Raw genomic sequence first — 24,182 nt, 5'->3', positions numbered from 1 at the left:
CCAACTCCGCCGCCCCGCCCGGGCCCTGCTCTAGAAACGGCGATTGGCCCACCCGAAAACGGCGCATGGCCGAACAGCCTCCGCCCGGGAACGGCGAGTGGCCCCGCCCGGAATCGGACGGGGCCACCCCACACACTCGGCCGGTCAGGACTCCCGCGGTCCCGAACCCGCCATCCCGTGCACCGCCGGGATCGTGCCCAGACGGCCCTTCTGGAAGTCCTCGAAGGCCTGCTGGAGCTCCTCACGGGTGTTCATCACGAACGGGCCGTAGTGGGCCATCGGTTCGCGGATCGGCCGGCCGCCGAGGAGGACGACCTCCAGGTCCGGCGTGTTCGAGTCCTGCTTCTCGTCCGCGCGGACGGTCAGCGTGCCACCGGCGCCGAAGACGGCCGTCTGCCCCATGCGCACCGGACGGCGCTCGGTGCCGACCGCGCCGCGCCCGGCCATGACGTACGCCAGCCCGTTGAAGTCCTCGCGCCACGGCAGGGTCAGCTCCGCACCCGGCGCAAGCGTCGCGTGGACCATCGTGATCGGCGTGTGCGTGATGCCGGGGCCCTCGTGGCCGTCCAGCTCACCGGCGATGACGCGCAGCAGCGCGCCGCCGTCGGGGGAGGTGAGCAGCTGGACGCTGCCGCCGCGGATGTCCTGGTAGCGCGGCGCCATCATCTTGTCCTTGGCCGGGAGGTTCACCCACAGCTGCAGACCGTGGAACAGCCCGCCCGACATGACGAGCTGCTCCGGCGGCGCCTCGATGTGCAGCAGACCCGCACCGGCCGTCATCCACTGGGTGTCACCGTCGGTGATGGAACCGCCGCCACCGTTGGAGTCCTGGTGGTCGAAGGCGCCGTCGATGATGTAGGTGACGGTCTCGAATCCGCGGTGCGGGTGCCAGGGGGTGCCCTTGGGCTCACCCGGCGCGTAGTCCACCTCACCCATCTGATCCATCATGATGAACGGGTCGAGATGGCGGTAGTTGATCCCGGCGAACGCCCGGCGCACCGGGAAGCCCTCACCCTCGAAACCGCTCGGCGCGGTCGTGACGGTGAGCACGGGTCGGGCCACGGCGTCGGCGGGCGCGGCCACACGGGGCAGCGTCAGCGGGTTCTCGACGGTCACTGCAGGCATGTCGGTACCTCCCTCTTGTACGGCCATCTTAGTTGAACGTTGAACTTCCTGCCACTCCCAACGAAGAAAGCCCGGAGGGCATTCCCTCCGGGCTGCAGAGATTCCGGGGCGGGCGGGAGTCACCCGCCCGGCACGTGACGGTGGCGGTCGCGGTGGCGCTCACGGCGCTGCCGGCTACGACCGCGGCGTTCAGCCATACATGCGTCGCATCGCGAACTCGACCATCTGCTCGACGGCCTTCGCGTCGAACACCATCCGGTGCTCACCCTCCATGTCGAGCACGAAGCCGTAGCCGGTGGGCAGCAGGTCGATCACCTCGGCGCCGGTGATCACGAAGTACTTGGACTCCTTGCCCGCGTACCGCCGCAACTCCTTCAGCGAGGTGAACATCGGGATCACCGGCTGCTGGGTGTTGTGCAGGGCGAGGAACCCGGGATTGTCGCCGCGCGGGCAGTACACCTTGGACGTCGCGAAGACCTGCTGGAAGTCCTCGGCGGCCACCTGGCCCGTGGTGAACGCGCGCACCGCGTCCGCGAGCGAGGGCGGGGACGGCTCCGGGTACAGCGGCGGCTGCTGCTGCCCGTAGCCGCCCGGCATCTGCTGCTGCTGTTGCGGTGGGACGTACCCCTGCTGTGCCCCTACGTTCTGGTCGTAGCCGTACATGCGCGCAAGCGTACCGAGAGCGCCGGAGCCCCGGGCCGGTACGGGCGGGTACGGGCCGCACCGAAGGCACTTCGAGCACACTTCGAGGGCACTTCGGCGTCTCGCGACGCCGGTGCGGGCCGCCCGCCGGCCGCCGGCGGAGCGCGTGACGCGTGACGCGTAACGCGTCACAGATGACCGGATCAGGCTTGCTTCTTATTACTGGCGGGTAGCATAGTCGTAGCTACTTGCTGGTATGCAAACCCGTGCGAGGAACGAAGTGCCTCGCCGATCTCTCTACGGAGCCGGGAGCCGTCACCATGGGGCACTACAAGTCCAATCTCCGCGACATCGAGTTCAACCTCTTCGAAGTACTCGGACGCGACAAGCTGTACGGCACCGGGCCGTTCGAGGAGATGGACGTCGAGACCGCCAAGAGCGTCCTCGAGGAGCTGACCCGCCTCTCGGAGAACGAGCTGGCCGAGTCCTTCACCGACGCCGACCGCAACCCGCCGGTCTTCGACCCGGAGACCAACACCGCGCCGGTCCCGGCGTCCTTCAAGAAGAGCTACCAGGCCTTCATGGACTCCGAGTACTGGCGCCTGGGCGTGTCCGAGGCCATCGGCGGCACGACGGCTCCCCCCTCGCTGATCTGGTCGTACGCCGAGCTGATCCTGGGCGCCAACCCCGCCGTGTGGATGTACTCGTCCGGTCCCGCCTTCGCCGGGATCCTGTACGACGAGGGCAACGACACCCAGAAGAAGATCGCCCAGATCGCCGTCGAGAAGCAGTGGGGCTCCACCATGGTCCTCACCGAGCCGGACGCCGGCTCGGACGTGGGCGCCGGCCGCACCAAGGCCGTGCAGCAGGAGGACGGCTCCTGGCACATCGAGGGCGTGAAGCGCTTCATCACCTCCGGTGAGCACGACATGTCGGAGAACATCCTCCACTACGTGCTCGCGCGTCCCGAGGGCGCCGGACCCGGCACCAAGGGCCTGTCGCTCTTCCTCGTCCCGAAGTACCTCTTCGACGCCGAGACCGGCGAACTGGGCGAGCGCAACGGCGTCTACGCCACGAACGTCGAGCACAAGATGGGCCTGAAGGCGTCCAACACCTGCGAGATGACGTTCGGCGACCGGCACCCCGCCAAGGGCTGGCTGATCGGCGACAAGCACGACGGCATCCGCCAGATGTTCCGCATCATCGAGTTCGCCCGCATGATGGTCGGCACGAAGGCGATCTCCACCCTCTCCACCGGCTACCTCAACGCGCTGGAGTACGCCAAGGAGCGCGTCCAGGGCCCGGACCTCGCCAACTTCATGGACAAGGCCGCGCCCAAGGTCACCATCACCCACCACCCCGACGTGCGCCGCTCGCTGATGACGCAGAAGGCGTACGCGGAGGGCATGCGCGCGCTCGTCCTCTACACCGCCTCGGTGCAGGACGGCATCGCGATCAAGGAGGCGGCGGGCGAGGACGTGTCGGCGGAGCACGCGCTCAACGACCTCCTCCTGCCCATCGTCAAGGGCTACGGCTCCGAGAAGGGCTACGAGCAGCTCGCCCAGTCGCTGCAGACCTTCGGCGGCTCCGGCTTCCTGCAGGAGTACCCGATCGAGCAGTACATCCGCGACGCCAAGATCGACACCCTGTACGAGGGCACCACGGCGATCCAGGGCCAGGACTTCTTCTTCCGGAAGATCGTCCGCAACCAGGGCGCGGCCCTGAACTCGCTCGCCGAGGACATCAAGCAGTTCCTCGCCCTCGGCATCGGCGGCGAGCAGCTGGCGGGCGCCCGCGAGCACCTGGCCAAGGCCGCCGTCGAGCTGGAGGCCATCGTCGGCCTGATGCTCACGGACCTCGCGGCCACCGAGAAGGACGTCAAGAACATCTACAAGGTGGGTCTGAACACCACCCGCCTGCTGATGGCCTCCGGTGACGTGATCGTCGGCTACCTGCTGCTCAAGGGTGCCGCGGTCGCCGCCGACAAGCTCCAGACGGCCTCCGCCAAGGATGTCGCCTTCTACACCGGCAAGATCGCCGCGGCGAGGTTCTTCGCGGCCGAGGTCCTGCCCGGTGTCACGCTGGCCCGCAAGGTCGCCGAGGGCGTCGAGCTGGACCTGATGGAACTGGACGAGGCCGCCTTCTAGGACCTTCCGGCACAGACCGCACGGGATCCGTCCGATCCCCTCCGAGCCCGCACGAGGGCCCGCTTCCGCACAGGGGAAGCGGGCCCTCGCCTCGTTAAGGTGAACCCTTGGCTCCCTCCCCCTCGTGAACGAGGGGGTTCCCACGGCTCGCGCCGTGGGATTTTCCGCTTCACCGCCGACCGCCGCCCGCCCGGAGAACTCCGTTGAGGTCTTGCACCAGCTCCACAGCCAGGCACCGCCGGCCCGGCGGCCGGAAGCGGCACTCAAACGCCCGCTTCACATACTTCGCGTTAACGTCCACGAGCTAGCGTAACCACCCACAGCCAACAAACCTGCGGGTCAGAGCGCCGGGATCCGTCACGATGGCGGTTCCCCCTGCCCTGCTCCGCAGGAGTCCGCTTCCTCTCCGCCCCGAAGGGCGGAGTATCCACGGAGGAACATGATGAGCGCCCCCTCCCCCTTCGACCGCGGCCACACCGACGACCTCATGACCTACCTCGCCGCCTCACCCACGCCGTACCACGCGGTGGCGAACGCCGCCGAGCGGCTGGAGAAGGCAGGCTTCCGGCAGGTCGTGGAGACGGACGCCTGGGACGGGACGTCGGGCGGCAAGTACGTGCTGCGCGGCGGCGCCATCGTCGCCTGGTACGTCCCCGAGGGCGCGGACCCGCACACCCCGTTCCGGATCGTCGGCGCCCACACCGACTCCCCCAACCTGCGGGTGAAGCCGCGGCCCGACAGCGGGGCGCAGGGCTGGCGCCAGGTGGCCGTGGAGATCTACGGCGGTCCGCTGCTCAACTCCTGGCTCGACCGCGACCTGGGCCTGGCCGGTCGGCTGTCCCTGCGGGACGGCTCCACCCGGCTGGTGAACGTCGACCGGCCGCTGCTGCGCGTCCCGCAGCTCGCCATCCACCTGGACCGCTCGGTCAACGCCGACGGCCTCAAGCTCGACAAGCAGCGCCACATGCAGCCCGTCTGGGGCCTGGGCGACGACGTGCGCGACGGCGACCTCATCGCCTTCCTCGAGGAGACCGCGGGCATCCCCTCCGGCGAGGTCACCGGCTGGGACCTGATGGTGCACTCCGTGGAGCCGCCGGCGTACCTGGGCCGTGACAAGGAGCTGCTGGCCGGCCCCCGCATGGACAACCTGCTGTCCGTGCACGCCGGCACGGCCGCACTGGCGGCGGTCGCGACGGCCGGGGCCGGACCGGCCGGACTGTCCTGCATCCCCGTCCTCGCCGCCTTCGACCACGAGGAGAACGGCTCCCAGTCCGACACCGGCGCGGACGGGCCGCTGCTCGGCAGCGTGCTGGAGCGCTCGGTGTTCGCCCGCGGCGGCTCGTACGAGGACCGGGCGCGTGCCTTCGCCGGCACCGTCTGCCTCTCCTCGGACACCGGTCACGCCGTCCACCCCAACTACGCGGAGCGGCACGACCCGACGCACCACCCGCGTATCGACGGCGGCCCCCTCCTCAAGGTCAACGTCAACAACCGTTACGCCACGGACGGTTCGGGCCGGGCGGTGTTCGCCGCCGCCTGCGAGAAGGCGGGCGTGCCCTTCCAGTCGTTCGTCTCCAACAACGCCATGCCGTGCGGCACCACCATCGGCCCGATCACCGCGGCCCGGCACGGCATCCGGACCGTCGACATCGGCGTGGCCATCCTGTCGATGCACAGCGCGCGCGAACTGTGCGGCGCCCAGGACCCGTTCCTGCTGGCGAACGCGCTGGTGGCGTTCCTGGAGTCGTAGTCGCGGGCTGCCGACGGTCGGTCAACCCGCCGGTACTGCATGAGTGATGGCCGACCGGGTACCCGGATGCAACCGGAAGGACCGGGCAGGAAGGCGGCACTCATGGGCCTCGGCGGATGCATCATCCTCATCGCCGTGGGAGCGATTCTCACGTTCGCGACCGACTGGGACATGCAGGGCGTCAACGTGAACCTGGTCGGCGTCATCTTCATGGTCGTCGGGCTGATCGGTGTGGCGGTCTTCAGCAGCATCGCCCGGCGTCGGCGGGTCGTCGTACCGCCCGCCACACCGGTCGTCGACGACACCCGCCCGCACGGCCGCGACGGCTACAGCGACGGGTACGGAGTCTGACGAGCACGGGGGCCGACGAGTGCCGACGAGTGCCGACGAGTGCCGACGAGTAAGGAGTCCGACGGGACGTCGACGGCCGGTTCCGGCAATCGGCCCAGCGGCGGCGTCGGAGAACGGGAGAGAGGGCACCCCTGGTGTCATGAGATTCCTCGTACGCGACCGGATCCTCGGGATCGGTGACGACTACTGGATCGAGGACGACCGGGGCAACAGGGTCTTCCTCGTCGACGGCAAGGCCATGCGGCTGCGGGACACCTTCGAGCTGAAGGACGTCCAGGGCCGCGTCCTCATCGACATCCACAAGAAGATGTTCGCCCTGCGGGACACGATGGTGATCGAGCGGGACGGCGAGGCGCTGGCGACGATCCGGCGCAAGCGGCTGTCCCTGCTCCGCAACCACTACCGGGTCGCCCTGGCCGACGGCTCCGAGCTGGACGTCAGCGGCAGGATCCTCGACCGTGAGTTCGCCGTCGAGTACGACGGCGAACTGCTCGCCGTGGTCTCGCGGCGTTGGCTGCACATCCGGGAGACCTACGGCGTCGACGTCGTACGCGAGGACGCGGACCCGGCCCTGCTGATCGCGGTGGCGGTGTGCGTGATCCACCTGGCGGAGAAGGAGCGGGGGGAGTAGTACTTCGCGCCCGTAGGATGGGCGATGTGATCGCCGAACTGCAGTGCGTGGTGCTGGACTGCCCCCGCCCGGCGGCTCTCGCCTCCTTCTACCGGGAGCTGCTCGGGGGCGAGGTGGACCGGCCCGACCGGCGGTGGGCGTCCGGTGACGACTGGGCGACCCTGCACACTCCCACCGGGCCGGCCCTCGCCTTCCAACGGGTCCCGGACCACCGGCCGCCGACCTGGCCGGATCCCTCGGTGCCGCAGCAGTTCCACCTGGACTTCGGGGTGCCGGACCTGGACCGCGCGGAGGAACGGGTGACGGCGCTCGGCGCGACCGTCCTGGACGCGGGGTCCGGCGGTCGCGGCTGGCGGGTGTACGCCGACCCTGCCGGGCACCCCTTCTGCCTGGTCAGGCACGGGTAGCGGCAGTCGAGGCGGGCCGCACCGGCTGCGGGCGGTCAGGCGCGCGGTCGGTCAGGCGCGCGGTCGGTCAGCCGCGCGGTCGGGCCAGGCCGAGCACCCGGTCCTTCAGTGCCGGGAACTGCTCGCGGGTCTTCGCGACCTTCGCCGGGTCGAAGTCGACCGTGAGGACCTGCTCGTCGGGACCGGCCTCCGCGAGGACCTCGCCCCACGGATCGACCACGATCGAGTGACCCGCCTGCGGAACCCCGGCGTGCGTCCCGGCCGTTCCGCACGCGAGGACGAACGCCTGGTTCTCCACGGCCCGCGCCCGGGCCAGCAGCGTCCAGTGGGAGCGGCGGCGGTCCGGCCAGCCCGCCGGGACGACGAGCGTCTCGGCACCGGCGTCGACGAGCGAGCGGAAGAGTTCGGGGAAACGGAGGTCGTAGCAGGTCGCCACCCCGAGCGTGGTGTGCGGCAGCGGCACCGTCACCAGTGCGTCGCCCGCGCTCATCAGCACGGCCTCACCCTTGTCGAAGCCGAAGCGGTGGATCTTGCGGTAGACGGCGGCCAGCTCACCGGAGGGGGAGAAGACGAGCGAGGTGTTGTAGAGCGGGCCCTCGTCCGCGGCGGAGCCGCCGTCCGGGGCGCCCCGCTCCGGGACGGAGCCCGCGTGCAGCCATACGCCCGCGTCGCGCGCGGCCTCGGCCATCGCCTCGTGGGTCGGCCCGTCGAGGGGTTCCGCCTCGCGCCCGAAGTCCTCGTAGGAGAACGCGCCCGTCGTCCACAGCTCCGGCAGGACGACGAGATCGGCTCCGGCCTGTTCCCGTACCAGAGCGGCAACCCGACGACGACGCGATTCGACCGTTTCGCCCCCGTTCACGGCGACTTGGAGCAAAGAAGCGCGCACAATACCACCCGTCCTGGCATTCGACTTGTCGGCACGGCCTACGATCGTCACACGAAAGCACTGCCGGGGTGCCTCACGACAGCGTAACTTGGGGCCCTCCCGGTTCGAGCGAAGCCGAGAACCTGGGGAGTCCCGAGACGCCCGCCGAGTGCAGCCACCGCCCACTGGCACCGCCGCCACCACCTGCCCGTGTACCGACCGCCGAGGGGTCCCGTTCCGTGAGCCTGCATCCCACCCTCCAGCCCTACGCCGACGCCTGGACCCACTCCGTCGAGGCGATATCCGAGCTGGTGCGGCCCCTCGTGGAGGCCGACTGGAACCGGCGGACGCCGTGCCCGGGGTGGTCGGTCCGCGACGTGGTCTCCCACGTCATCGGACTGGACTCCGAGATGCTGGGCGACCCCCGCCCCATCCACACGCTGCCGCGCGACCTGTTCCACGTCACCAACGACCAGCAGCGCTACACGGAGATGCAGGTCGACGTGCGCCGCCACCACACGGCGCCGGAGATGACCTCCGAGCTGGAGTACATGATCATCCGCCGCAACCGCCAGCTGCGGAACGAGTCGCGGGACCCGGCCGCGAAGGTGCGCGGCCCGCTCGGCACGGAGCTCACGCTGGAGGAGTCCATGCGCCGGCACGCGTGCGACGTGTGGGTGCACGAGCAGGACCTGCGCGCGGCCCTCGGCCGCCCCGGCAACCTCGACTCCCCCGGCGCGCACGTCGCCCGCGACGTGCTGCTCGCCGAGCTGCCCCGGGTGGTGGCCGATCTGGCGCAGGCGCCGCGCAGCTCGGCCGTGGTCATCGACGTCCACGGCCCCGTGGAGTTCCTGCGCACCATCCGCGTCGACATCCAGGGCCGCGGCACGCTGGAGACCGCCCCGGCGCTCGGCCCCGCCGTCACCCTCACCCTCGACTGGGAGACGTACGTCCGCATGGCCTGCGGCCGGGTGACACCGGACGCGGTGTCGGACCGGGTGAAGACGGAGGGCGACCCGGACCTGGCGGCGGCGATCCTGCGGCACTTCGCGGTGACTCCGTAGGGTCCGGGCCGACACGGCGCGCAGGGCCCGGGGCGCCGTTCCCGGGCCCTGCCCCGCCTGTCCGCAGCCGCACGCGGCCTCACACCGGCACGTGCACGCTCTCCACCCGGCCGGCGACGAGCCGCTCCCGCTCCCTGCGCGCCGCCTGCCCGCGCAGCCGCAGGATCTGGGTGAGCCCGAGGGCCTGGAGGACGAAGACGGCGGAGAAGGCGACGGCGTAGTCGTCGCCGGTGGCGTCCAGCAGGACGCCGACGGCCAGCAGAGTCGTGATCGAGGCGGTGAAACCGCCCATGTTGGTGATGCCGGCCGCGGTTCCCTGCCGCTCCGACGGATTCACCGGGCGGGAGAAGTCGAAGCCGATCATCGAGGCCGGACCGCAGGCACCCAGCCCCGTGCACAGCACCACCAGCAGCCACATCGGCGCCGTCTCGGCCGGGTGGAACAGCGTGACCGCCCACAGCAGGGCCGTCACCCCCACGGTCCCCAGGACCAGCGGCAGCCGCGCACCGTGGTTCCGGGCGATGATCTGGCCGTAGACGACCCCGAGGACCATGTTGGACAGCACCACGAGGGTGAGGAGTTCACCGGCCGTGGCCCGGGACAGCCCCTGTGCCTCGACGAGGAACGGCATGCCCCACAACAGCAGGAACACCATCCCCGGGAACTGGGTGGAGAAGTGCACCCACATCCCGAGCCGGGTCCCCGGTTCCCGCCAGGAGGCCGCGATCTGACGGCGTACGTAGGCGGCGCCCTGGTGCGGGGCGGGCTCCGGTTCGCGGCCCTCGGGGTGGTCCTTGAGGAACAGCACGAGCAGGACGAGCACCACGACACCGGCGAGCGCACTGCCCGCGAAGGCAGCCGTCCAGCCGATGCCGTGCAGCAGCCGGGCCAGGACCAGCGTGGAGACGAGATTGCCCGCCATCCCGGCCAGCGCGGCGAACTGCGCGACCAGCGGACCGCGCCGGGCCGGGAACCACCGGGTGCCCAGCCGCAGCACGCTGATGAACGTCATGGCGTCCCCGCAGCCGAGCAGGGCGCGGGAGGCGAGCGCCATGCCGTACGTCGGGGAGAGCGCGAACCCGAGTTGCCCGACCGTGAACAGCACGGCACCGATGCCCAGCACCTTCTTGGTGCCGAGCCGGTCGACCAGCAGGCCGACGGGTATCTGCATGCCCGCGTAGACCAGCAGCTGGAGGATGGAGAAGGTGGACAGGGCGGAGGCGTTGACATCGAAGCGGTCGGCCGCGTCGAGACCGGCCACGCCCAGGGACGTACGGAAGATGACCGCGACGAAGTAGACCGCCACGCCCACCCCCCACACCGCGAGGGCACGTCGTCCGCCCGGGGGGTCACCGGGCGGACGGGCACTCGGGGCACCGTTGTTCGCGCGGGTCATCGCACTTCTCCCCGGGCCAGGTGGGAGAACCAGCCGACATGCCGGTTGACCGCGCCGGCGGCCGCCTCCGGGTCCCCCGAGCGCAGCGCGTCGAGGATCTCCCGGTGCTCGGCGAGGGTCTTGGCGACGCGGTCGGGGTGCGACTGCATGACGGCGACGCCCATGCGCAGTTGGCGGTCGCGGAGCTGGTCGTAGAGACGGGAGAGGATCTCGTTGCCGCCGCTGCGGACGATCTCCGCGTGGAAGCAGCGGTCGGTGACGGACGCGGCGGCGAAGTCACCGGCGGCGGCCTGTTCCCGCTGCCGGGCGAGCAGTCCCTCCAGGCGCTCGATGAGCCCGGGGGGTGCGGGCACGGCCTTGCGCACCGCGTGTTCCTCGACGAGCAGCCGGGTCTCGACGACGTCGGCGATCTCCTGCGCGGAGACGGGCAGGACGAGGGCACCCTTCTTCGGGTAGAGCCGGATCAGCCCTTCGGCCTCCAGCCGCAGCAGCGCCTCACGCACCGGCGTGCGCGAGACCCCGACGGCCTCGGCCAGCTCACCCTCCGTCAGGAGCGTGCCGCCCTCGTAACGGCGGTCGAGGACGCCCTGCTTGACATGGGTGTAGACGCGATCGGCGGCGGGGGGTTGCTTCACGGGGGCCAGGCTCATGCCGACAGGATAGATACAACACGTACCCATGGAAGCATCCGTCCACGATGCGGACCCCGAAGCCACCCGCCCCCCGCGCACAACCATCCGTGCCAGGTATGCGTCAGAAATGTGCGGCCCCTGTCGGCCGCGCCTCAACTCGGCCGCACCATTAGGGCATTCAACGCAATCGGGGTACCTTACTTGAATACCGTCATTCAGGGCATCCGTATTCGCAGAGCCGTCGGCGTCGTCGTGACCACTGGCGCCGTGCTGGCCTCCGGAGCCCTCTCCGCGGCGCCCGCACAGGCCGCCGCCGCGCCCACGATCGCCGCCAAGGGCGGCTACGTGATGAACAACGGGACCGGCAAGTCCCTCTACACCAAGGCCGCCGACACCCGCCTCTCGACCGGTTCCACGACGAAGATCATGACCGCGAAGGTCGTGCTCGCACAGAAGAACCTGAACCTCGACGCCAAGGTCACGATCCAGATGGCGTACAGCGACTACATCGTGGCGAACAACGCGTCGTCCGCGCGGCTGATCGTCGGCGACAAGGTCACCGTGCGCCAGCTGCTGTACGGGCTGATGCTGCCGTCCGGCTGCGACGCCGCGTACGCCCTGGCGGACAAGTTCGGCACCGGCTCGACGCGGGCCGCGCGCGTGAAGTCCTTCATCGGCAAGATGAACGCCGACGCGAAGAACCTGGGTCTGAAGAACACCCACTTCGACTCGTTCGACGGCATCGGCAAGGGCAACAACTACTCCACGCCGCGCGATCTGACGAAGATCGCGAGCAGTGCGATGAAGAGCGCCAACTTCCGCGCGATCGTCAAGACGAAGACCTACACGGCGAAGACCGTCACGAAGACGGGCAGCACCCGCACCATGGCGCCGTGGACCAACACCAACGGTCTGCTCAGCAGCTACAGCGGCACGATCGGCGTGAAGACCGGCTCGGGACCGACCGCCAAGTACTGCCTGGTCTTCGCCGCGACGCGGAACGGCAAGACCGTCATCGGCACGGTCCTCGCCTCCACCTCGTCCGCCCAGCGCGAGACGGACGCCAAGAAGCTCCTGGGCTACGGCTTCAGCAAGGCCTGACATCACGGGCCGGGGCAGGGGCCCACAGTTTCATGTGGGCCCCTTTCCCGTGCCTCACGCTGCCGTCCGCCATACACACTCCCGTCGGCCGGGGCAGCGGTTTCGATCTTCTTCGCTCGCAGTCGTGAACATCCTCGAACCGGCTGGCATATTCACTCCGCCCCGCTCTACTTTCCGCAGCGGAGGTGGTTCGCATGAACGAACCCAGCAAACGACCGAAGCATGCCGAGCGGCACGAGGCGATCGACGTCAGCGACTTCGTCTACGCGGCGACCGGCGCCCGGGTCCGAAGGCTGACGACGCCGGACGGAACACACTGGTTTCCGGCGGTGGACGTCTGCAAGCAGTTGGGCTACACCACGCCCCGAAAGGCGCTCCTCGACCATGTTCCAGAGGAGCATCGAGACAATCTCGAGACAGTGACTGGAAGTCACTGTCTCAGCATTCCCGCAGGTAGGAGCTGGCGACGAGACCTGCAACTCATCGATCTCCAAGGTCTCATCCTGCTCGTCAACGCCTGCACCAAACCGGCCTGCGCGCCCTTCAAGCAGTGGGTCGCCGAAGTCATCGAGACCGTGCAGCGCGAGGGGTCCTACTCCCTCGACGAGGCCGAGGTGCAGTCACCCGAGCCGGGTGCCCCCATCGCCTACGCCATGCCGGAACAGGTCGCCGAGGCCATCGTCCGACTGGAAGCACACAACCTTCAGCTGGACGAGGAGCTGGCCGACGGGCAGCGCGAATCGATCGCTTTGCACAAGGAGACGCTGGCCCTGCAGAGGGAAATGCTGGCCGCACAGCAGGGCACGCTCGCCGTGCAACAGGCCACCCTCGCCGTGCAGCAGGCCATGGTCCGGGCGATGGAACGCATCGCTGACCGGTTCGACACCCTCGTCCTCGAACGTCGGCCGCCCGAGGTCCACCTCGCCGCGCTGCCCACCACCGAAACGGTCCTGGCCGACTGGCGGCAGCGGCTGTCCGTGGCGGAGGACGTGTGGGCGGTGGCCGTGGTGATCGCCCCCGTTCTCGTGGAGCGGGGCGAGCTCCGTGAGCCGCTCGAATCGATCGCGGCCCGTACGGGTCTGCCGGTGCGCCGTGTGAACGAGTGTCTGCGCATGCTGCGCAAGCACGCCTGCATCCGGTCGCAGGGTGGCGCGGAGGACGGTACGCCCGTGTATGTGCTCCACCAGGCCTGATCCCTGATCGGGCATCAGCAGCCCTGGGGCAAGGCGAAGGGGGCGGTCGCAAACCGTAGTTGCGACCGCCCCCTTCAGGTCCCTGACGCTACTCGATCGGACCCCGTCACGCCCAGCTGATCAACCGTTTCGGCTGTTCCAGGATCGCGGCCACGTCGGCCAGGAACTTGGAGCCGAGTTCGCCGTCGATCAGGCGGTGGTCGAAGCTCAGGGCCAGGGTGGTGACCTGACGGGGCTTCACCTTGCCCTTGTGGACCCACGGCTGGAGCTTGATCGTGCCGACGGCGAGGATCGCCGACTCGCCGGGGTTGAGGATCGGCGTGCCCGTGTCGACGCCGAAGACGCCGACGTTGGTGATCGTCACCGTGCCGTTCTGCATCGCGGACGGGGAGGTCTTGCCCTCCCGCGCCGTGGACACCAGCTCGCCCAGGGACTCGGCGAGCCGGGGCAGCGTCTTGGCGTGGGCGTCCTTGATGTTCGGGACGATCAGGCCGCGCGGAGTGGCCGCCGCGATGCCCAGGTTGACGTAGTGCTTGACCACGATCTCCTGGGCCGCCTCGTCCCACGAGGCGTTGACCTCGGGGTTGCGTCTGATCGCGACCAGCAGGGCCTTGGCGATCAGCAGCAGGGGGCTCACCCGCAGGCCGGTGAACTCCTTGTCCTGCTTGAGCTCCTCGACCAGCTTCATCGTGCGCGTCACGTCGACCGTCACGAACTCCGTGACATGCGGCGCCGTGAACGCCGAGCCGACCATCGCGGCCGCCGTCGCCTTGCGGACGCCCTTGACCGGGATGCGGGTCTCGCGCGCCGTGTCGTACGACACCGGGGCCGGAGCCGGGGCCGGGACGGCCGGAGCGGCAGCCGGGGCCTCGGGTGCCGGGACCTCGGGCGCGGCCACCGCCGCGTGGACGTCCTCACGGGTGATGATGCCGTCCGGGCCGGTCGGGGTGACCGTCGCCAGGTCGACGCCGAGGTCCTTCGCCAGCTTGCGCACCGGCGGCTTGGCCAGCGGGCGTTCCTGAGGAGCGGCCGGGGCACCGTAGCCGTTCAGTTCCGCCTGGACGGGCGCCGCCGTCGGCTGGGCAGCGGCGTCCGGGGCCGCCTTGCGCGGGCGGCGGCGCGTCGAGGACGTCGCCACGCCGTAGCCGACCAGGACCGGCTGGCGGGCCGGGGGCCCGGCCGCCGGCTCCTCCGGCGCCTGCTCGGGCTCGGCGACCGGGGCGGGTGTCTCCTCCGCGGCCGGTGCCGCCCCGCCCGAGACGTCCACCGCGATGATGGACGTGCCCACGTCCACCGTGGTGCCCTCGGGGAAGTGCAGCTCGCGGACCACGCCGGTGTAGGGGATGGGGAGTTCGACGGCGGCCTTCGCCGTCTCGACCTCGCACACCACCTGGCCGTCGGTGACCGTGTCACCGGGCTGGACGTACCACTTGAGGATCTCGGCCTCGGTCAGCCCCTCGCCCACGTCCGGCATCTTGAACTCGCGTACGGACGCGTTCGTCATCGTCGTCACGACCCTCTCCCTCAGTACGCCAGCGAGCGGTCGACGGCGTCCAGCACCCGGTCCAGGTCCGGGAGGTAGGACTCCTCCAGGCGGGCCGGCGGGTACGGGGCGTGGTAGCCGCCCACCCGCAGGACCGGGGCCTCCAGGTGGTAGAAGCAGCGCTCCGTGATCCGCGCGGCGATCTCCGCGCCCGAACCGAAGAACACCGGCGCCTCGTGGACGACGACCAGACGGCGGGTCTTCTCCACCGACGCCTGGATCGAGTCGAAGTCGAGCGGGGAGACCGAGCGCAGGTCCAGCACCTCCAGGGAGCGGCCCTCCTCGGCGGCGGCGTCCGCGACCTCCCGGCAGAGCTTCACCATCGGCCCGTAGGCCGCCAGCGTCAGGTCGGTGCCCTCGCGGACCACGCGCGCGGTGTGCAGCGGTCCCGGGATCGCCTCGGTGTTGACCTCGGCCTTGTCCCAGTAGCGCCGCTTGGGCTCGAAGAAGATCACCGGGTCGTCGCTCTGGATGGCCTGCTGCATCATCCAGTACGCGTCCGACGCGTCGGACGGGGAGACCACCTTCAGGCCCGCCACATGGGCGAACAGCGCCTCCGGGGACTCGGAGTGGTGCTCGACCGCGCCGATGCCGCCGCCGTAGGGAATGCGCACGACGACCGGGAGCTTCACCTTGCCCAGTGAACGGGCGTGCATCTTCGCCAGCTGCGTGACGATCTGGTCGTACGCCGGGAAGACGAAACCGTCGAACTGGATCTCGACCACCGGGCGGTAGCCGCGCAGGGCGAGGCCGATCGCCGTGCCGACGATGCCCGACTCGGCGAGCGGGGTGTCGATGACGCGGCTCTCGCCGAAGTCCTTCTGCAGCCCGTCCGTCACCCGGAACACGCCGCCGAGCTTGCCGACGTCCTCGCCCATGACGAGGACCTTGGGGTCGGTGTCCAGGGCACGGCGCAGCGATTCGTTGATCGCCTTGGCCAGGGCCATGTTTTTGAATGTCACGGTCTCCGCCATGTCACTTGCCCCCGTCCGCGTCGTCGAACGACGCCTGGTAGGCGGCGAACTGCGCCCGCTCCTCGTCGACGAGGGCGTGTCCGTCCGCATACGCGTTCTCGAAGATGGCGAAGTGGTCCGGGTCCGGCATGGCGCGGACCACTTCGCGCACTCGTTTACCCAACGCCTCGCTCTCGCTCTCCAGTTCCGCGAAGAATCCCTCGTCCGCGTGGTGTGCGGACTCCAGGTAGCGGCGAAGGCGCAGGATCGGGTCCTTGGCCTCCCAGGCGGCCCGCTCGTCGTCGTGGCGGTAGCGGGTGGGGTCGTCGGAGGTGGTGTGGGCGCCCATGCGGTAGGTGAACGCCTCGATCAGCGTCGGCCCCTCACCGGCGCGGGCCCGCTCCAGGGCCCACCGGGTGACGGCGAGGCTCGCCAGCACGTCGTTGCCGTCCACCCGCACGCCCGGGAAGCCGAAGCCCTGCGCGCGCTGGTACAGCGGGACGCGGGACTGCTTCTCGGTCGGCTCGGAGATCGCCCACTGGTTGTTCTGGCAGAAGAACACCACCGGGGCGTTGTAGACCGCGGAGAAGGTGAACGCCTCGGCCACGTCGCCCTGGCTGGAGGCGCCGTCGCCGAAGTAGGCGATCACCGCGCTGTCCGCACCGTCCTTGGCGACGCCCATCGCGTAGCCCGTGGCGTGCAGCGCCTGGGAACCGATGACGATCGTGTACAGGTGGAAGTTGTTGCCGTTCGGGTCCCAGCCGCCGTTGTTGACGCCGCGGAACATGCCGAGCAGGTTGGTCGGGTCCACCCCCCGGCACCAGGCGACGCCGTGCTCCCGGTAGGTGGGGAAGACGTAGTCGTCGTCGCGCAGCGCCCGGCCGGAGCCGATCTGCGCCGCCTCCTGGCCCAGCAGCGAGGCCCACAGGCCCAGCTCGCCCTGGCGCTGCAGTGAGGTCGCCTCGGCGTCGAAGCGGCGGGTGAGCACCATGTCGCGGTACAGGCCGCGGAGGTCCTCGGCGGTGATGCCCTCGACGTACTGGTCGAACTCGGCGTTCTTGACGCGCTCGCCCTCGGGCGTCAGCAGTTGCACGAGACGGGGCTCGGCGCTCTTCACCGCGCCGCCGGCCTTCTTCGCGGCGGTGGCGGCCTTCTTGGCGGGGGCGGGCTTCTTGGCCGTGGTGGCCTTCTTGGCCGCGGTGGTCTTCTTGCCAGTGGTGCTGGTGGTGCGTTTGGTGCCGGTGGCGCCGGCGTTGCTTCCGGCGCTGCGTCGCGGTGCGTGCGCGGCAGTGCTCTCCACGGTCACGTGTGCTCCTCCGTCGGTCCGACCCCCGGGGTTGCCGGTAGGTCTGGGGTCCTCCTCCAGCTCGTCAAGGCCTGGGGGAGGCTCACCTCTTCTCGACCACGGGCACGGGGTGGGTGCCGCTCGGCCGGGAACAGGCGTGACAGGTGCCCCGGCGAGCGACCTGCAACAAGCACGTTACCCAGTGCGCCACATTTCTGTGAAACCCCCCTGACCTGGGATTTTGCTTGGATTTCCAAGTAAATCGGAAAGGCCGGGAAGGCGCGCTGGTCACAGCCTTGCAGGAGGCCGGAGCAACGGCACGTTATCCCGGGGACCCCGGGCTCGGGAAGGGTTGAGTTTCGCGCCCCGCGCCAGATCGAGCACACAATGCGACTAATAATTACCGAGCGAGACAATTCCCAGCTCACAGGGGTGCGCGAAGCTCGGCCATCCGGCGGAGTGTCGGGCTTACGTGGACCGCCCCCCGCTCCTCACGCGCCCCCCACTGGGCGCAGCGGCACGCCGACCGACGTCCGCCGCGCGGGGCACGCGGGGTGGGTGCGGCGGTGTCCACCCGTTCAGCCCGCTCGGCCGGGGCGGGATCGCGGCCCCACCGCAGTGCGCCGCGTGGGGCAGGGCCGCCTCCACGGCTCCCGGAGGTACTCACGGAGCGGGGCGGGCACGAGGCCCGCCCCTGGTCAGCCGCCGGTCACGGCGCCGATGTCTCCGCCGCCCTCCGTACCGCCGTTGACCGGGCCGCCGTCCGCGCCGCCCGTCTCCGGTTCGGTCTCCGGCGGTGGCGGCGGCTCCTCGTTCGTCTCCGTCTCCGTCGGCGTGGTCGGGACGTCCGTCGGGTCGTCCGTCGGGTCCTCGGTCTCCGACTGGGTCTGCGTCGGCTCCGGCGCCGGGTTGTACGGCTGGTTCCAGCTGCCGCCGCCGTTGCCGTTGCCGTTGCCGTTGCCGGTGTCCGTGTTCGGCGCCTGCGGCTCCTCGGTGACGTCGTCGCTCGGCGACTCGCTGGTCTTCTCCTTCTCCTTCTCGCTGGACTGCGAGGAGGTCGGGGACTCGGTCGTCCTGCCGCCGCCCTTGCCCGTGTCGTCGCTGCTCAACGCCAGTGCGACACCCGCCGTGATGGCGATCACCGCGAGCACCGCGAGGATCCACAGCTTGCCGCGGCCGCTGCCCTGGCTGCCGCCGCCCTCGAAGCCGCCGTCGTCCCCGCTCCCGTACCGGTTGGGCAGGATCGGCTGCGGGATGGCCGCGGTGCCGGTGGTGTCCGGGTGCGGCATCGCCGTCGTACCGGCGAAACCGGCCGACGGGGTGTGCCGGCCGTCGTGCACGTCGACCACGCCGGTGTTCCAGGTGCCGGTGTGGCCGCCCTGGTCGTAGAGCATCTGCAGCCCGTACTGGATCAGCCCGCGCATCTCCTCCGCCGTCTGGAACCGGTCGTCCGGCTCCTTGGCGAGTGAGCGCATGACAAGCCCGTCCAGCTCCGGCGGGCTGGCGTCCGAGACCTCCGACGGGGGCGTGGGGATGTCCTGGACGTGCTGGTAGACCACGGACAGCGGCGTCTCACCGGTGAACGGGGGCCGCAGCGCCAGGAGTTCGTACAGCATGCAGCCGGTCGCGTACAGGTCGGACCGGTGGTCGACGGCCTTGCCGAGCGCCTGCTCCGGCGAGAGGTACTGCGGGGTGCCCATGACCATGCCGGTCTGCGTCATCGTCGTGGACGCGCCGTGCATGGCGCGGGCGATGCCGAAGTCCATCACCTTCACGGCGCCGTTGTGGGTGATGATGACGTTGGCGGGCTTGATGTCGCGGTGCACGATGCCGTGCTGGTGCGAGTAGGCCAGCGCCTCCAGAACTCCGGAGACGATGATCAGCGCCTGTTCGGGGCCGGGCGCCTCGGCGTTGAGCAGGAGATCGCGGATCGTGCGGCCCTCGACGATCTCCATGACGATGTACGGCACGGCCTGGCCGCCCACCGTGTCCTCGCCGGAGTCGTACACGGCGACGATCGCATGGTGGTTGAGGCCGGCCACCGACTGCGCCTCGCGCGTGAACCGCGCTTTGGCGATCGGGTCCTCGGCGAGATCGGCACGCATCAGTTTGACCGCGACCGTACGCCCGAGGCGCACGTCCTCGGCGGCGAACACCTCGGCCATGCCGCCCCGGCCGAGTCGGTGCGTCAGCCGGTAACGGCCATCGCCGATGAGCCCGCCGTTACCCCAGTTGTCCGGCGCGTCCGACATTCCGCCGCCAGTCGCCTCGGGGTCGGACGGGCCCTGAGCGCGCTGCTGCTGTGCCATCGGTCCTCGCCGTCGTTTCTGCCCGCGGTGCGCGCGGTGTTGTCACGGTCTCCGTCGGCCACGCTACAGCCTCTACGGGGGCCTCCGGTCCGAGACGGGTTGCCAGGACCAGCACGAGACGGACCGGCCATGAAACCCGTTCTCCGTATCGTCATGCAAATTCTGTGTACCAGGTGGTGCTTCGGCCACACCTCCCCTGTAACGCTTCCGCGACGCTTCTTTTCCGTACCGTCACGGAACGGGCCCCCTGCTTGACGTGTCAGTGGCCTGCGGCAGACTTGGCCGGGAATAGCGCATTCGATCTATGAGGCATCGGTCGCCGACGGCAGCGCCGGAGAGGCTACGGGGGACGCGGAACATGAGCCAGGACGGCGCACAGGGCCAGAATCCGGGGCGGGCGCTCGCCGGTGGCCGCTACCAACTGCGGGACCTGCTCGGCCAGGGCGGCATGGCCTCGGTCCACCTCGCGTACGACAGCGTGCTCGACCGCCAGGTCGCCATCAAGACCTTGCACACGGAACTCGGCCGGGAGCAGGCCTTCCGCGAGCGCTTCCGCCGCGAGGCCCAGGCCGTGGCGAAACTCACGCACACCAACATCGTCTCGGTCTTCGACACCGGCGAGGACGATGTGGACGGCATGACGACGCCGTACATCGTCATGGAGTACGTCGAGGGCCGCCCGCTCGGCTCCGTGCTCGACGAGGACGTGCGGCAGCAGGGCGCGATGCCCGCCGACAAGGCGTTGAAGATCACCGCCGACGTGCTGGCCGCCCTGGAGATCAGCCACGAGAAGGGCCTGGTCCACCGGGACATCAAGCCGGGCAACGTGATGATGACCAAGCGCGGCGTGGTCAAGGTGATGGACTTCGGCATCGCCCGCGCCATGCAGTCCGGCGTGACGTCGATGACGCAGACCGGCATGGTCGTCGGCACCCCGCAGTACCTCTCGCCGGAGCAGGCGCTCGGCCGGGGCGTCGACGCGCGCTCCGACCTGTACTCGGTCGGCATCATGCTCTTCCAACTGGTCACCGGGCGACTCCCGTTCGACGCGGACTCACCGCTGGCCATCGCGTACGCGCACGTGCAGGAGGAGCCACCGCTCGCCTCCTCGGTCAACCGCGCGCTGCCCCCGGCCGTCGACGCGCTGATCACCCGCGCGCTGAAGAAGAATCCGAACGAGCGTTTTCCCAGCGCCGAGGCCATGCGCGGCGAGTGCCTGCGGGTGAGCCAGTCCTTCCAGGCGGCCCCGCCGAACATCGTCCCCGGTCCCCACGGGCAGAGCGGCTCGGGGGTCGGCTCCGCGGTGTTCCCGCCGGTCGACCAGTCGTCGGCGCCGGGGGCCCAGGGCGGCGTCCAGACGCCGTACCAGCCGGCCCCGCACCCGAACCCGTACGGCACTCCGGTCCCCGCGCCGTCTGCGCCGTCCGTGCCGTCTGCGGGGTACGGCTATCCGCAGCAGGGCGGCTACCAGACGCCCCACCCGTCGCCGTACGCCCCGCAGCAGGGCGGCCCGTCGACCCCGCCGCCGTACAACCTGACACCCCAGAACCCGGCTCCGGGCGGTTCGGGCCGCGGCAGGGACAACAAGCCGGTGATCATCGGCTCGATCGTCGTGTCCGTGCTCGCCGTCGGCGGCCTGGTCGCGGCGCTGCTGTCCAACGGCGGGGGAACCGGCAACGACCAGGGCGGCGGGGGCAGCACCGCGTCGGCGTCCGCGTCCGCCGAGAAGGTGGCCGGGTTCCGCGGGCCCGATCCGGCCAGGACGATCGACCCGGACGAGTGCACGGAGCCCAAGGAGTCGTACAACGACCCCGACAAGATCGAGATGCCGAACCTGAAGTTCAAGTACATCAAGTCGGTCAAGGAGTGCTTCCAGGAAGCCGGCTGGGACCTGGACGTGCGCGACGTCGACGAGAACACCTACGGCGAAGGAGCGGTCATGAACCAGTTCCCCGCCGCCGGCACAAACGTCGACCCCGAGGACATGCCCACGATCCAGCTCTACGTCTCCACGGGCAACCCGCCGTCCGCCTGACCGGGCACCACCGGGTACGGCTCATGTGAAAGGGGCCCGGCTTCCGGGCCGGACCCCTTTATGTTCGTGTGCCGCGTGGGTTCGTGTCCCGCGCCGGGACGACTACAGGTACGGACCGCCCGCGCGGCCGCCCAACGGGGGTTCCTCCTGGCCGCTGTCGCCCATGCCCGGCGGGAGGGCGCGGCGCATCTGCTCCAACTGGGCACGCGCGGCCATCTGCTGGGCGAAGAGCGTGGTCTGAATGCCGTGGAAGAGGCCCTCCAGCCAGCCCACCAGCTGGGCCTGCGCGATCCGCAGTTCGGCGTCGCTCGGGGTCGCCTCGTCCGTGAAGGGCAGGGAGAGCCGCTCCAGCTCCTCGACCAGCTGCGGCGCGAGCCCGTCCTCCAGCTCCTTCACCGAGCTGGCGTGGATCTCCTTGAGCCGCGCCCGGCTGGCCTCGTCCAGAGGAGCCGCGCGCACCTCCTCCAGCAGTTGCTTGATCATGCTGCCGATCCGCATGACCTTCGCGGGCTGCTCCACCTGCTCCGTCACCGGAACCTCGCGGGAGTCCTCGTCCCCGGTGCCGCCACCGAGCGCCATGCCGTCCTGGCCGACGACCAGTACCTGCGGATTGTCCGGCGACCGTTCGTTCCTCGGCATCTCCATACGGCCATTCTCTCGCACGTCCACCGCACGCTTCCGGGCCCCCCTGACGGGGGTATCCGTAATGCCGGGTGTGCGGAGGAATGGGAACCTGTGGGAGTCCATCCGGCCCATCTAGCCGACGGTGCGAACGGGCACCGGCCCGGCGCGGGAGGTCACAGTCGTGGCTCCATGGCTGCGTGTAGTGGGGGCGGGGATCGCCCTGCGAGCGGGCGTCGTGCTCGGGGTGGCGGCAGGTGCGGGGGTGGTGATGCCGTACGGCCCGGCCCTGGCGCCTTTCGGTACGACTGCGGCTTTCGGGGCCGAGAGGGCGGGCGCCGGACCCCAGGAAGCGCCGGACGAGCACACGGACGTGCCGTCCCGAGAGCCCTTGCCCTCTCCTTTCCACGCACCCCTCTCACCGCTCTCACCCCTCTCCCCCTTCTCACCTTTCTCACCTTTCTCGCCTTTTTCGCCCCTCTCTCCTTTCTCACCTTCCTCGCGCCTCTCACCCCTCTCGTCTGCGGAGTCGCCGTCACCGGCGCCCTCCGCCGAGCCCTCCAGGGCCGGAAGCCGGCCGGGGGAAGGACGGAAGCGGCCGGGGCGGGAGGTGCCCGAGATGACGGAGCAGAGCGAGGAGACGGAGAAGACCGACGAGCACAGGAAACCCGGGGAGCCCGGGACGCCTGAAGAATCCGGGAGATCCAGGGAGGCGGGTCCGCGTGGCGGACACGACGGCGGACCACGTGACAGCGGAAGCGAGGCCGAGCGCGGTGGTGTGAGCGCGGTGCCGAAGTCCTCCGGCCTCGGGGACGGCGCGCGCGCCGGGGAGCCGAAGGAGGCAGGCGTCGGTGTTCTGCCCGAAGCGCCGGACGCCGCGGATGCCGCAGCCGGTACGCGCGTGCCCGAGGAAGGCGGCGTCGACGTCCCCCGCCGGGCGCCGGAGTCGGGGGAGGCCGTTCCGGTGCCCTCCGGGACGTCACGGAGTCCCGCGTCGAACACCGCCACCGGCGCCGAGCCCATGGTGCGCATCCTGCCGCTGGGGGGCGGGCTGGTCCTCATGGGGCTCGGGCTGGGGCTGGCGTTCGTGGGCCTGAGACTCCGGCGGAGCTGAAACCCCGGGCCCACGAATCCAGTGGTCCGGCGGCCTTACGGCGCGACCAGCAGCACCTTGCCGACGTGGCCGCTCTCCTCCACGACACGGTGGGCGTCGGCCGCCTCCGACATCGGGAGCTCGCGGTCGACGACGGGGCGGACATGGCCGTCGGCGATCAGGGGCCACACGTGTTCCCGGACGGCCGCGACGATCGCCGCCTTCTCCTCCAGTGGCCGGGCGCGCAGCGACGTCGCGCTGATCGCGGCGCGCTTGCGCAGGAGGGCGCCGATGTTCAGTTCGCCCTTGACGCCGCCCTGCATGCCGATGATCGCGAGTCGGCCGTTGACGGCGAGGGCCTGGACGTTACGGTCCAGGTACTTGGCGCCCATGATGTCGAGGATGACGTCCGCGCCCGCGCCGTCGGTCGCCTCCTTCAGCTCGGCGACGAAGTCCTGCTCGCGGTAGTTGATCAGGATGTCGGCACCCAGTTCGGCGCAGTGGTCCAGCTTCTCCTTGGTTCCGGCGGTGACGGCGACCTTGGCACCGACGGCCTTGGCGAGCTGGATGGCCATGGTGCCGATGCCGCTGGATCCACCGTGCACGAGCAGGGTCTCGCCGGGGCGGAGGTGGGCCACCATGAAGACGTTCGACCAGACCGTGCAGACGACCTCCGGGAGCGCCGCCGCCTGCTTGACGTCGAGCCCCCTGGGGACGGGGAGCAACTGTCCGACCGGGACGGCGACCTGCTGGGCGTAGCCGCCGCCGGCGAGCAGCGCGCAGACCTCGTCACCGACCGCCCACCCGGTCACACCGGGTCCGAGTGCGGTGATCCGCCCGGAACACTCCAGGCCGGGGTAGGGGGAGGCGCCGGGCGGGGGGTCGTAGAAGCCCTGCCGCTGCATGATGTCGGCGCGGTTGACGGCGCCGGCCACCACCTCGACAAGCACCTCGCCCGGGCCGGGAACGGGATCGGGGACCTGCTCCCACACCAGCGCCTCGGGCCCACCGGGTTCGGGAATCGTGATCGCATACATGG

At 70.4% G+C, this 24,182-nt stretch carries 21 protein-coding genes; 10 read left to right on the top strand and 11 right to left on the bottom strand.

What is annotated here, in order from left to right; all coding sequences use genetic code 11:
* Positions 1-144: 144 nt before the first annotated feature.
* Together ACVW19_RS17435 and ACVW19_RS17430 are read right to left on the bottom strand one after the other, a co-directional pair.
* On the bottom strand, positions 145-1,125 hold the full coding sequence (locus ACVW19_RS17435) for a pirin family protein (protein WP_457460278.1): 981 nt from the start codon (positions 1,123-1,125) through the stop codon (positions 145-147).
* A 189-nt stretch (positions 1,126-1,314) separates the two neighbouring features.
* A complete protein-coding gene (locus ACVW19_RS17430; RefSeq protein WP_457460277.1) occupies positions 1,315-1,788 on the bottom strand; it encodes an SseB family protein in 474 nt (157 codons plus the stop codon).
* Positions 1,789-2,087: 299 nt separating this feature from the next.
* Here ACVW19_RS17430 and ACVW19_RS17425 point away from each other — a divergent pair, with 299 nt between their 5' ends.
* The 5 genes from ACVW19_RS17425 to ACVW19_RS17405 all read left to right on the top strand — a co-directional run bounded on the left by ACVW19_RS17425 (position 2,088) and on the right by ACVW19_RS17405 (position 7,053).
* A complete protein-coding gene (locus ACVW19_RS17425; RefSeq protein WP_457460276.1) occupies positions 2,088-3,914 on the top strand; it encodes an acyl-CoA dehydrogenase in 1,827 nt (608 codons plus the stop codon).
* Between the two features lie 442 nt (positions 3,915-4,356).
* Positions 4,357-5,664: a M18 family aminopeptidase gene (locus ACVW19_RS17420; protein WP_457460275.1), complete on the top strand. Its 1,308-nt coding sequence runs from the start codon at positions 4,357-4,359 to the stop codon at positions 5,662-5,664.
* 102 nt (positions 5,665-5,766) lie between these two features.
* Positions 5,767-6,015, top strand: a complete 249-nt coding sequence (locus ACVW19_RS17415; protein ID WP_109381478.1) for a DUF6458 family protein — start codon at positions 5,767-5,769, stop codon at positions 6,013-6,015.
* A 139-nt stretch (positions 6,016-6,154) separates the two neighbouring features.
* The gene (locus ACVW19_RS17410; protein WP_457460274.1) at positions 6,155-6,646 is read left to right on the top strand and encodes an LURP-one-related/scramblase family protein; all 492 of its coding nucleotides are present in this window, start codon (positions 6,155-6,157) and stop codon (positions 6,644-6,646) included.
* 26 nt (positions 6,647-6,672) lie between these two features.
* Positions 6,673-7,053, top strand: coding sequence for a VOC family protein (locus ACVW19_RS17405; RefSeq protein WP_457460273.1), 381 nt, complete (start codon positions 6,673-6,675; stop codon positions 7,051-7,053).
* A gap of 67 nt (positions 7,054-7,120) precedes the next feature.
* Here the strand turns inward: ACVW19_RS17405 and ACVW19_RS17400 are convergent, their stop codons facing one another.
* The gene (locus ACVW19_RS17400; RefSeq protein ID WP_457460272.1) at positions 7,121-7,939 is read right to left on the bottom strand and encodes a carbon-nitrogen family hydrolase; all 819 of its coding nucleotides are present in this window, start codon (positions 7,937-7,939) and stop codon (positions 7,121-7,123) included.
* A 218-nt stretch (positions 7,940-8,157) separates the two neighbouring features.
* Here ACVW19_RS17400 and ACVW19_RS17395 point away from each other — a divergent pair, with 218 nt between their 5' ends.
* Positions 8,158-8,982, top strand: coding sequence for a maleylpyruvate isomerase family mycothiol-dependent enzyme (locus tag ACVW19_RS17395; RefSeq protein ID WP_457460271.1), 825 nt, complete (start codon positions 8,158-8,160; stop codon positions 8,980-8,982).
* A 79-nt stretch (positions 8,983-9,061) separates the two neighbouring features.
* Here ACVW19_RS17395 and ACVW19_RS17390 read toward each other — a convergent pair whose 3' ends face one another.
* Together ACVW19_RS17390 and ACVW19_RS17385 are read right to left on the bottom strand one after the other, a co-directional pair.
* The gene (locus tag ACVW19_RS17390) at positions 9,062-10,378 is read right to left on the bottom strand and encodes an MFS transporter (protein WP_457460270.1); all 1,317 of its coding nucleotides are present in this window, start codon (positions 10,376-10,378) and stop codon (positions 9,062-9,064) included.
* On the bottom strand, positions 10,375-11,028 hold the full coding sequence (locus tag ACVW19_RS17385; RefSeq protein ID WP_457460269.1) for a GntR family transcriptional regulator: 654 nt from the start codon (positions 11,026-11,028) through the stop codon (positions 10,375-10,377). Before ACVW19_RS17385 ends, ACVW19_RS17390 begins: the two co-directional genes overlap by 4 nt.
* Before the next feature lie 183 nt (positions 11,029-11,211).
* Here ACVW19_RS17385 and ACVW19_RS17380 point away from each other — a divergent pair, with 183 nt between their 5' ends.
* Positions 11,212-12,111 carry a D-alanyl-D-alanine carboxypeptidase family protein gene (locus tag ACVW19_RS17380; RefSeq protein ID WP_457460268.1) on the top strand — a complete coding sequence of 300 codons (900 nt, stop codon included), beginning with the start codon at positions 11,212-11,214 and terminating at the stop codon, positions 12,109-12,111.
* Positions 12,112-12,305: 194 nt separating this feature from the next.
* Entirely contained in the window at positions 12,306-13,304 is a 999-nt protein-coding gene (locus tag ACVW19_RS17375) for a BRO-N domain-containing protein (RefSeq protein WP_457460267.1), read from the top strand.
* Positions 13,305-13,410: 106 nt separating this feature from the next.
* Here the strand turns inward: ACVW19_RS17375 and ACVW19_RS17370 are convergent, their stop codons facing one another.
* The 4 genes from ACVW19_RS17370 to ACVW19_RS17355 all read right to left on the bottom strand — a co-directional run bounded on the left by ACVW19_RS17370 (position 13,411) and on the right by ACVW19_RS17355 (position 19,394).
* Complete coding sequence (locus ACVW19_RS17370) at positions 13,411-14,817, bottom strand: dihydrolipoamide acetyltransferase family protein (protein ID WP_457460266.1); 1,407 nt, start codon at positions 14,815-14,817, stop codon at positions 13,411-13,413.
* An 11-nt stretch (positions 14,818-14,828) separates the two neighbouring features.
* Positions 14,829-15,821, bottom strand: a complete 993-nt coding sequence (locus ACVW19_RS17365) for an alpha-ketoacid dehydrogenase subunit beta (protein ID WP_457460265.1) — start codon at positions 15,819-15,821, stop codon at positions 14,829-14,831.
* A 1-nt stretch (position 15,822) separates the two neighbouring features.
* Positions 15,823-17,106 carry a pyruvate dehydrogenase (acetyl-transferring) E1 component subunit alpha gene (pdhA, locus tag ACVW19_RS17360; RefSeq protein WP_457460264.1) on the bottom strand — a complete coding sequence of 428 codons (1,284 nt, stop codon included), beginning with the start codon at positions 17,104-17,106 and terminating at the stop codon, positions 15,823-15,825.
* 677 nt (positions 17,107-17,783) lie between these two features.
* A complete protein-coding gene (locus tag ACVW19_RS17355; RefSeq protein WP_457460263.1) occupies positions 17,784-19,394 on the bottom strand; it encodes a protein kinase domain-containing protein in 1,611 nt (536 codons plus the stop codon).
* Between the two features lie 358 nt (positions 19,395-19,752).
* On the opposite strand from ACVW19_RS17355, the gene ACVW19_RS17350 reads away from it, so the two are divergent.
* Positions 19,753-21,429, top strand: coding sequence for a protein kinase domain-containing protein (locus tag ACVW19_RS17350; protein WP_457460262.1), 1,677 nt, complete (start codon positions 19,753-19,755; stop codon positions 21,427-21,429).
* A gap of 102 nt (positions 21,430-21,531) precedes the next feature.
* On the opposite strand, the gene ACVW19_RS17345 is transcribed toward ACVW19_RS17350, so the two are convergent.
* On the bottom strand, positions 21,532-22,074 hold the full coding sequence (locus ACVW19_RS17345) for a bacterial proteasome activator family protein (RefSeq protein WP_457460261.1): 543 nt from the start codon (positions 22,072-22,074) through the stop codon (positions 21,532-21,534).
* Positions 22,075-22,669: 595 nt separating this feature from the next.
* On the opposite strand from ACVW19_RS17345, the gene ACVW19_RS17340 reads away from it, so the two are divergent.
* Entirely contained in the window at positions 22,670-23,164 is a 495-nt protein-coding gene (locus ACVW19_RS17340; protein WP_457460260.1) for a hypothetical protein, read from the top strand.
* Positions 23,165-23,199: 35 nt separating this feature from the next.
* Here the strand turns inward: ACVW19_RS17340 and ACVW19_RS17335 are convergent, their stop codons facing one another.
* The gene (locus ACVW19_RS17335; RefSeq protein WP_457460259.1) at positions 23,200-24,180 is read right to left on the bottom strand and encodes an NAD(P)H-quinone oxidoreductase; all 981 of its coding nucleotides are present in this window, start codon (positions 24,178-24,180) and stop codon (positions 23,200-23,202) included.
* Positions 24,181-24,182 lie beyond the last annotated feature (2 nt).

This window comes from Streptomyces sp. TE5632 (genome assembly GCF_054061295.1).
The sequence above is the reverse complement of the archived record's forward strand: the minus strand, read 5'-3'. Positions and strand labels throughout refer to the sequence as shown.

What these genes read in the sequence shown, in the direction of transcription:
- ACVW19_RS17410 (WP_457460274.1), top strand. Translation starts at nt 6,155, where the DNA reads ATGAGATTCCTCGTACGCGACCGGATCCTCGGGATCGGTGACGACTAC.
- ACVW19_RS17390 (WP_457460270.1), bottom strand. Translation starts at nt 10,378, where the DNA reads ATGACCCGCGCGAACAACGGTGCCCCGAGTGCCCGTCCGCCCGGTGAC.
- ACVW19_RS17430 (WP_457460277.1), bottom strand. Translation starts at nt 1,788, where the DNA reads ATGTACGGCTACGACCAGAACGTAGGGGCACAGCAGGGGTACGTCCCA.
- ACVW19_RS17355 (WP_457460263.1), bottom strand. Translation starts at nt 19,394, where the DNA reads ATGGCACAGCAGCAGCGCGCTCAGGGCCCGTCCGACCCCGAGGCGACT.
- ACVW19_RS17335 (WP_457460259.1), bottom strand. Translation starts at nt 24,180, where the DNA reads ATGTATGCGATCACGATTCCCGAACCCGGTGGGCCCGAGGCGCTGGTG.
- ACVW19_RS17385 (WP_457460269.1), bottom strand. Translation starts at nt 11,028, where the DNA reads ATGAGCCTGGCCCCCGTGAAGCAACCCCCCGCCGCCGATCGCGTCTAC.
- ACVW19_RS17420 (WP_457460275.1), top strand. Translation starts at nt 4,357, where the DNA reads ATGAGCGCCCCCTCCCCCTTCGACCGCGGCCACACCGACGACCTCATG.
- ACVW19_RS17350 (WP_457460262.1), top strand. Translation starts at nt 19,753, where the DNA reads ATGAGCCAGGACGGCGCACAGGGCCAGAATCCGGGGCGGGCGCTCGCC.
- ACVW19_RS17435 (WP_457460278.1), bottom strand. Translation starts at nt 1,125, where the DNA reads ATGCCTGCAGTGACCGTCGAGAACCCGCTGACGCTGCCCCGTGTGGCC.
- ACVW19_RS17415 (WP_109381478.1), top strand. Translation starts at nt 5,767, where the DNA reads ATGGGCCTCGGCGGATGCATCATCCTCATCGCCGTGGGAGCGATTCTC.
- ACVW19_RS17345 (WP_457460261.1), bottom strand. Translation starts at nt 22,074, where the DNA reads ATGGAGATGCCGAGGAACGAACGGTCGCCGGACAATCCGCAGGTACTG.
- ACVW19_RS17425 (WP_457460276.1), top strand. Translation starts at nt 2,088, where the DNA reads ATGGGGCACTACAAGTCCAATCTCCGCGACATCGAGTTCAACCTCTTC.
- ACVW19_RS17375 (WP_457460267.1), top strand. Translation starts at nt 12,306, where the DNA reads ATGAACGAACCCAGCAAACGACCGAAGCATGCCGAGCGGCACGAGGCG.
- ACVW19_RS17340 (WP_457460260.1), top strand. Translation starts at nt 22,670, where the DNA reads ATGACGGAGCAGAGCGAGGAGACGGAGAAGACCGACGAGCACAGGAAA.
- ACVW19_RS17365 (WP_457460265.1), bottom strand. Translation starts at nt 15,821, where the DNA reads ATGGCGGAGACCGTGACATTCAAAAACATGGCCCTGGCCAAGGCGATC.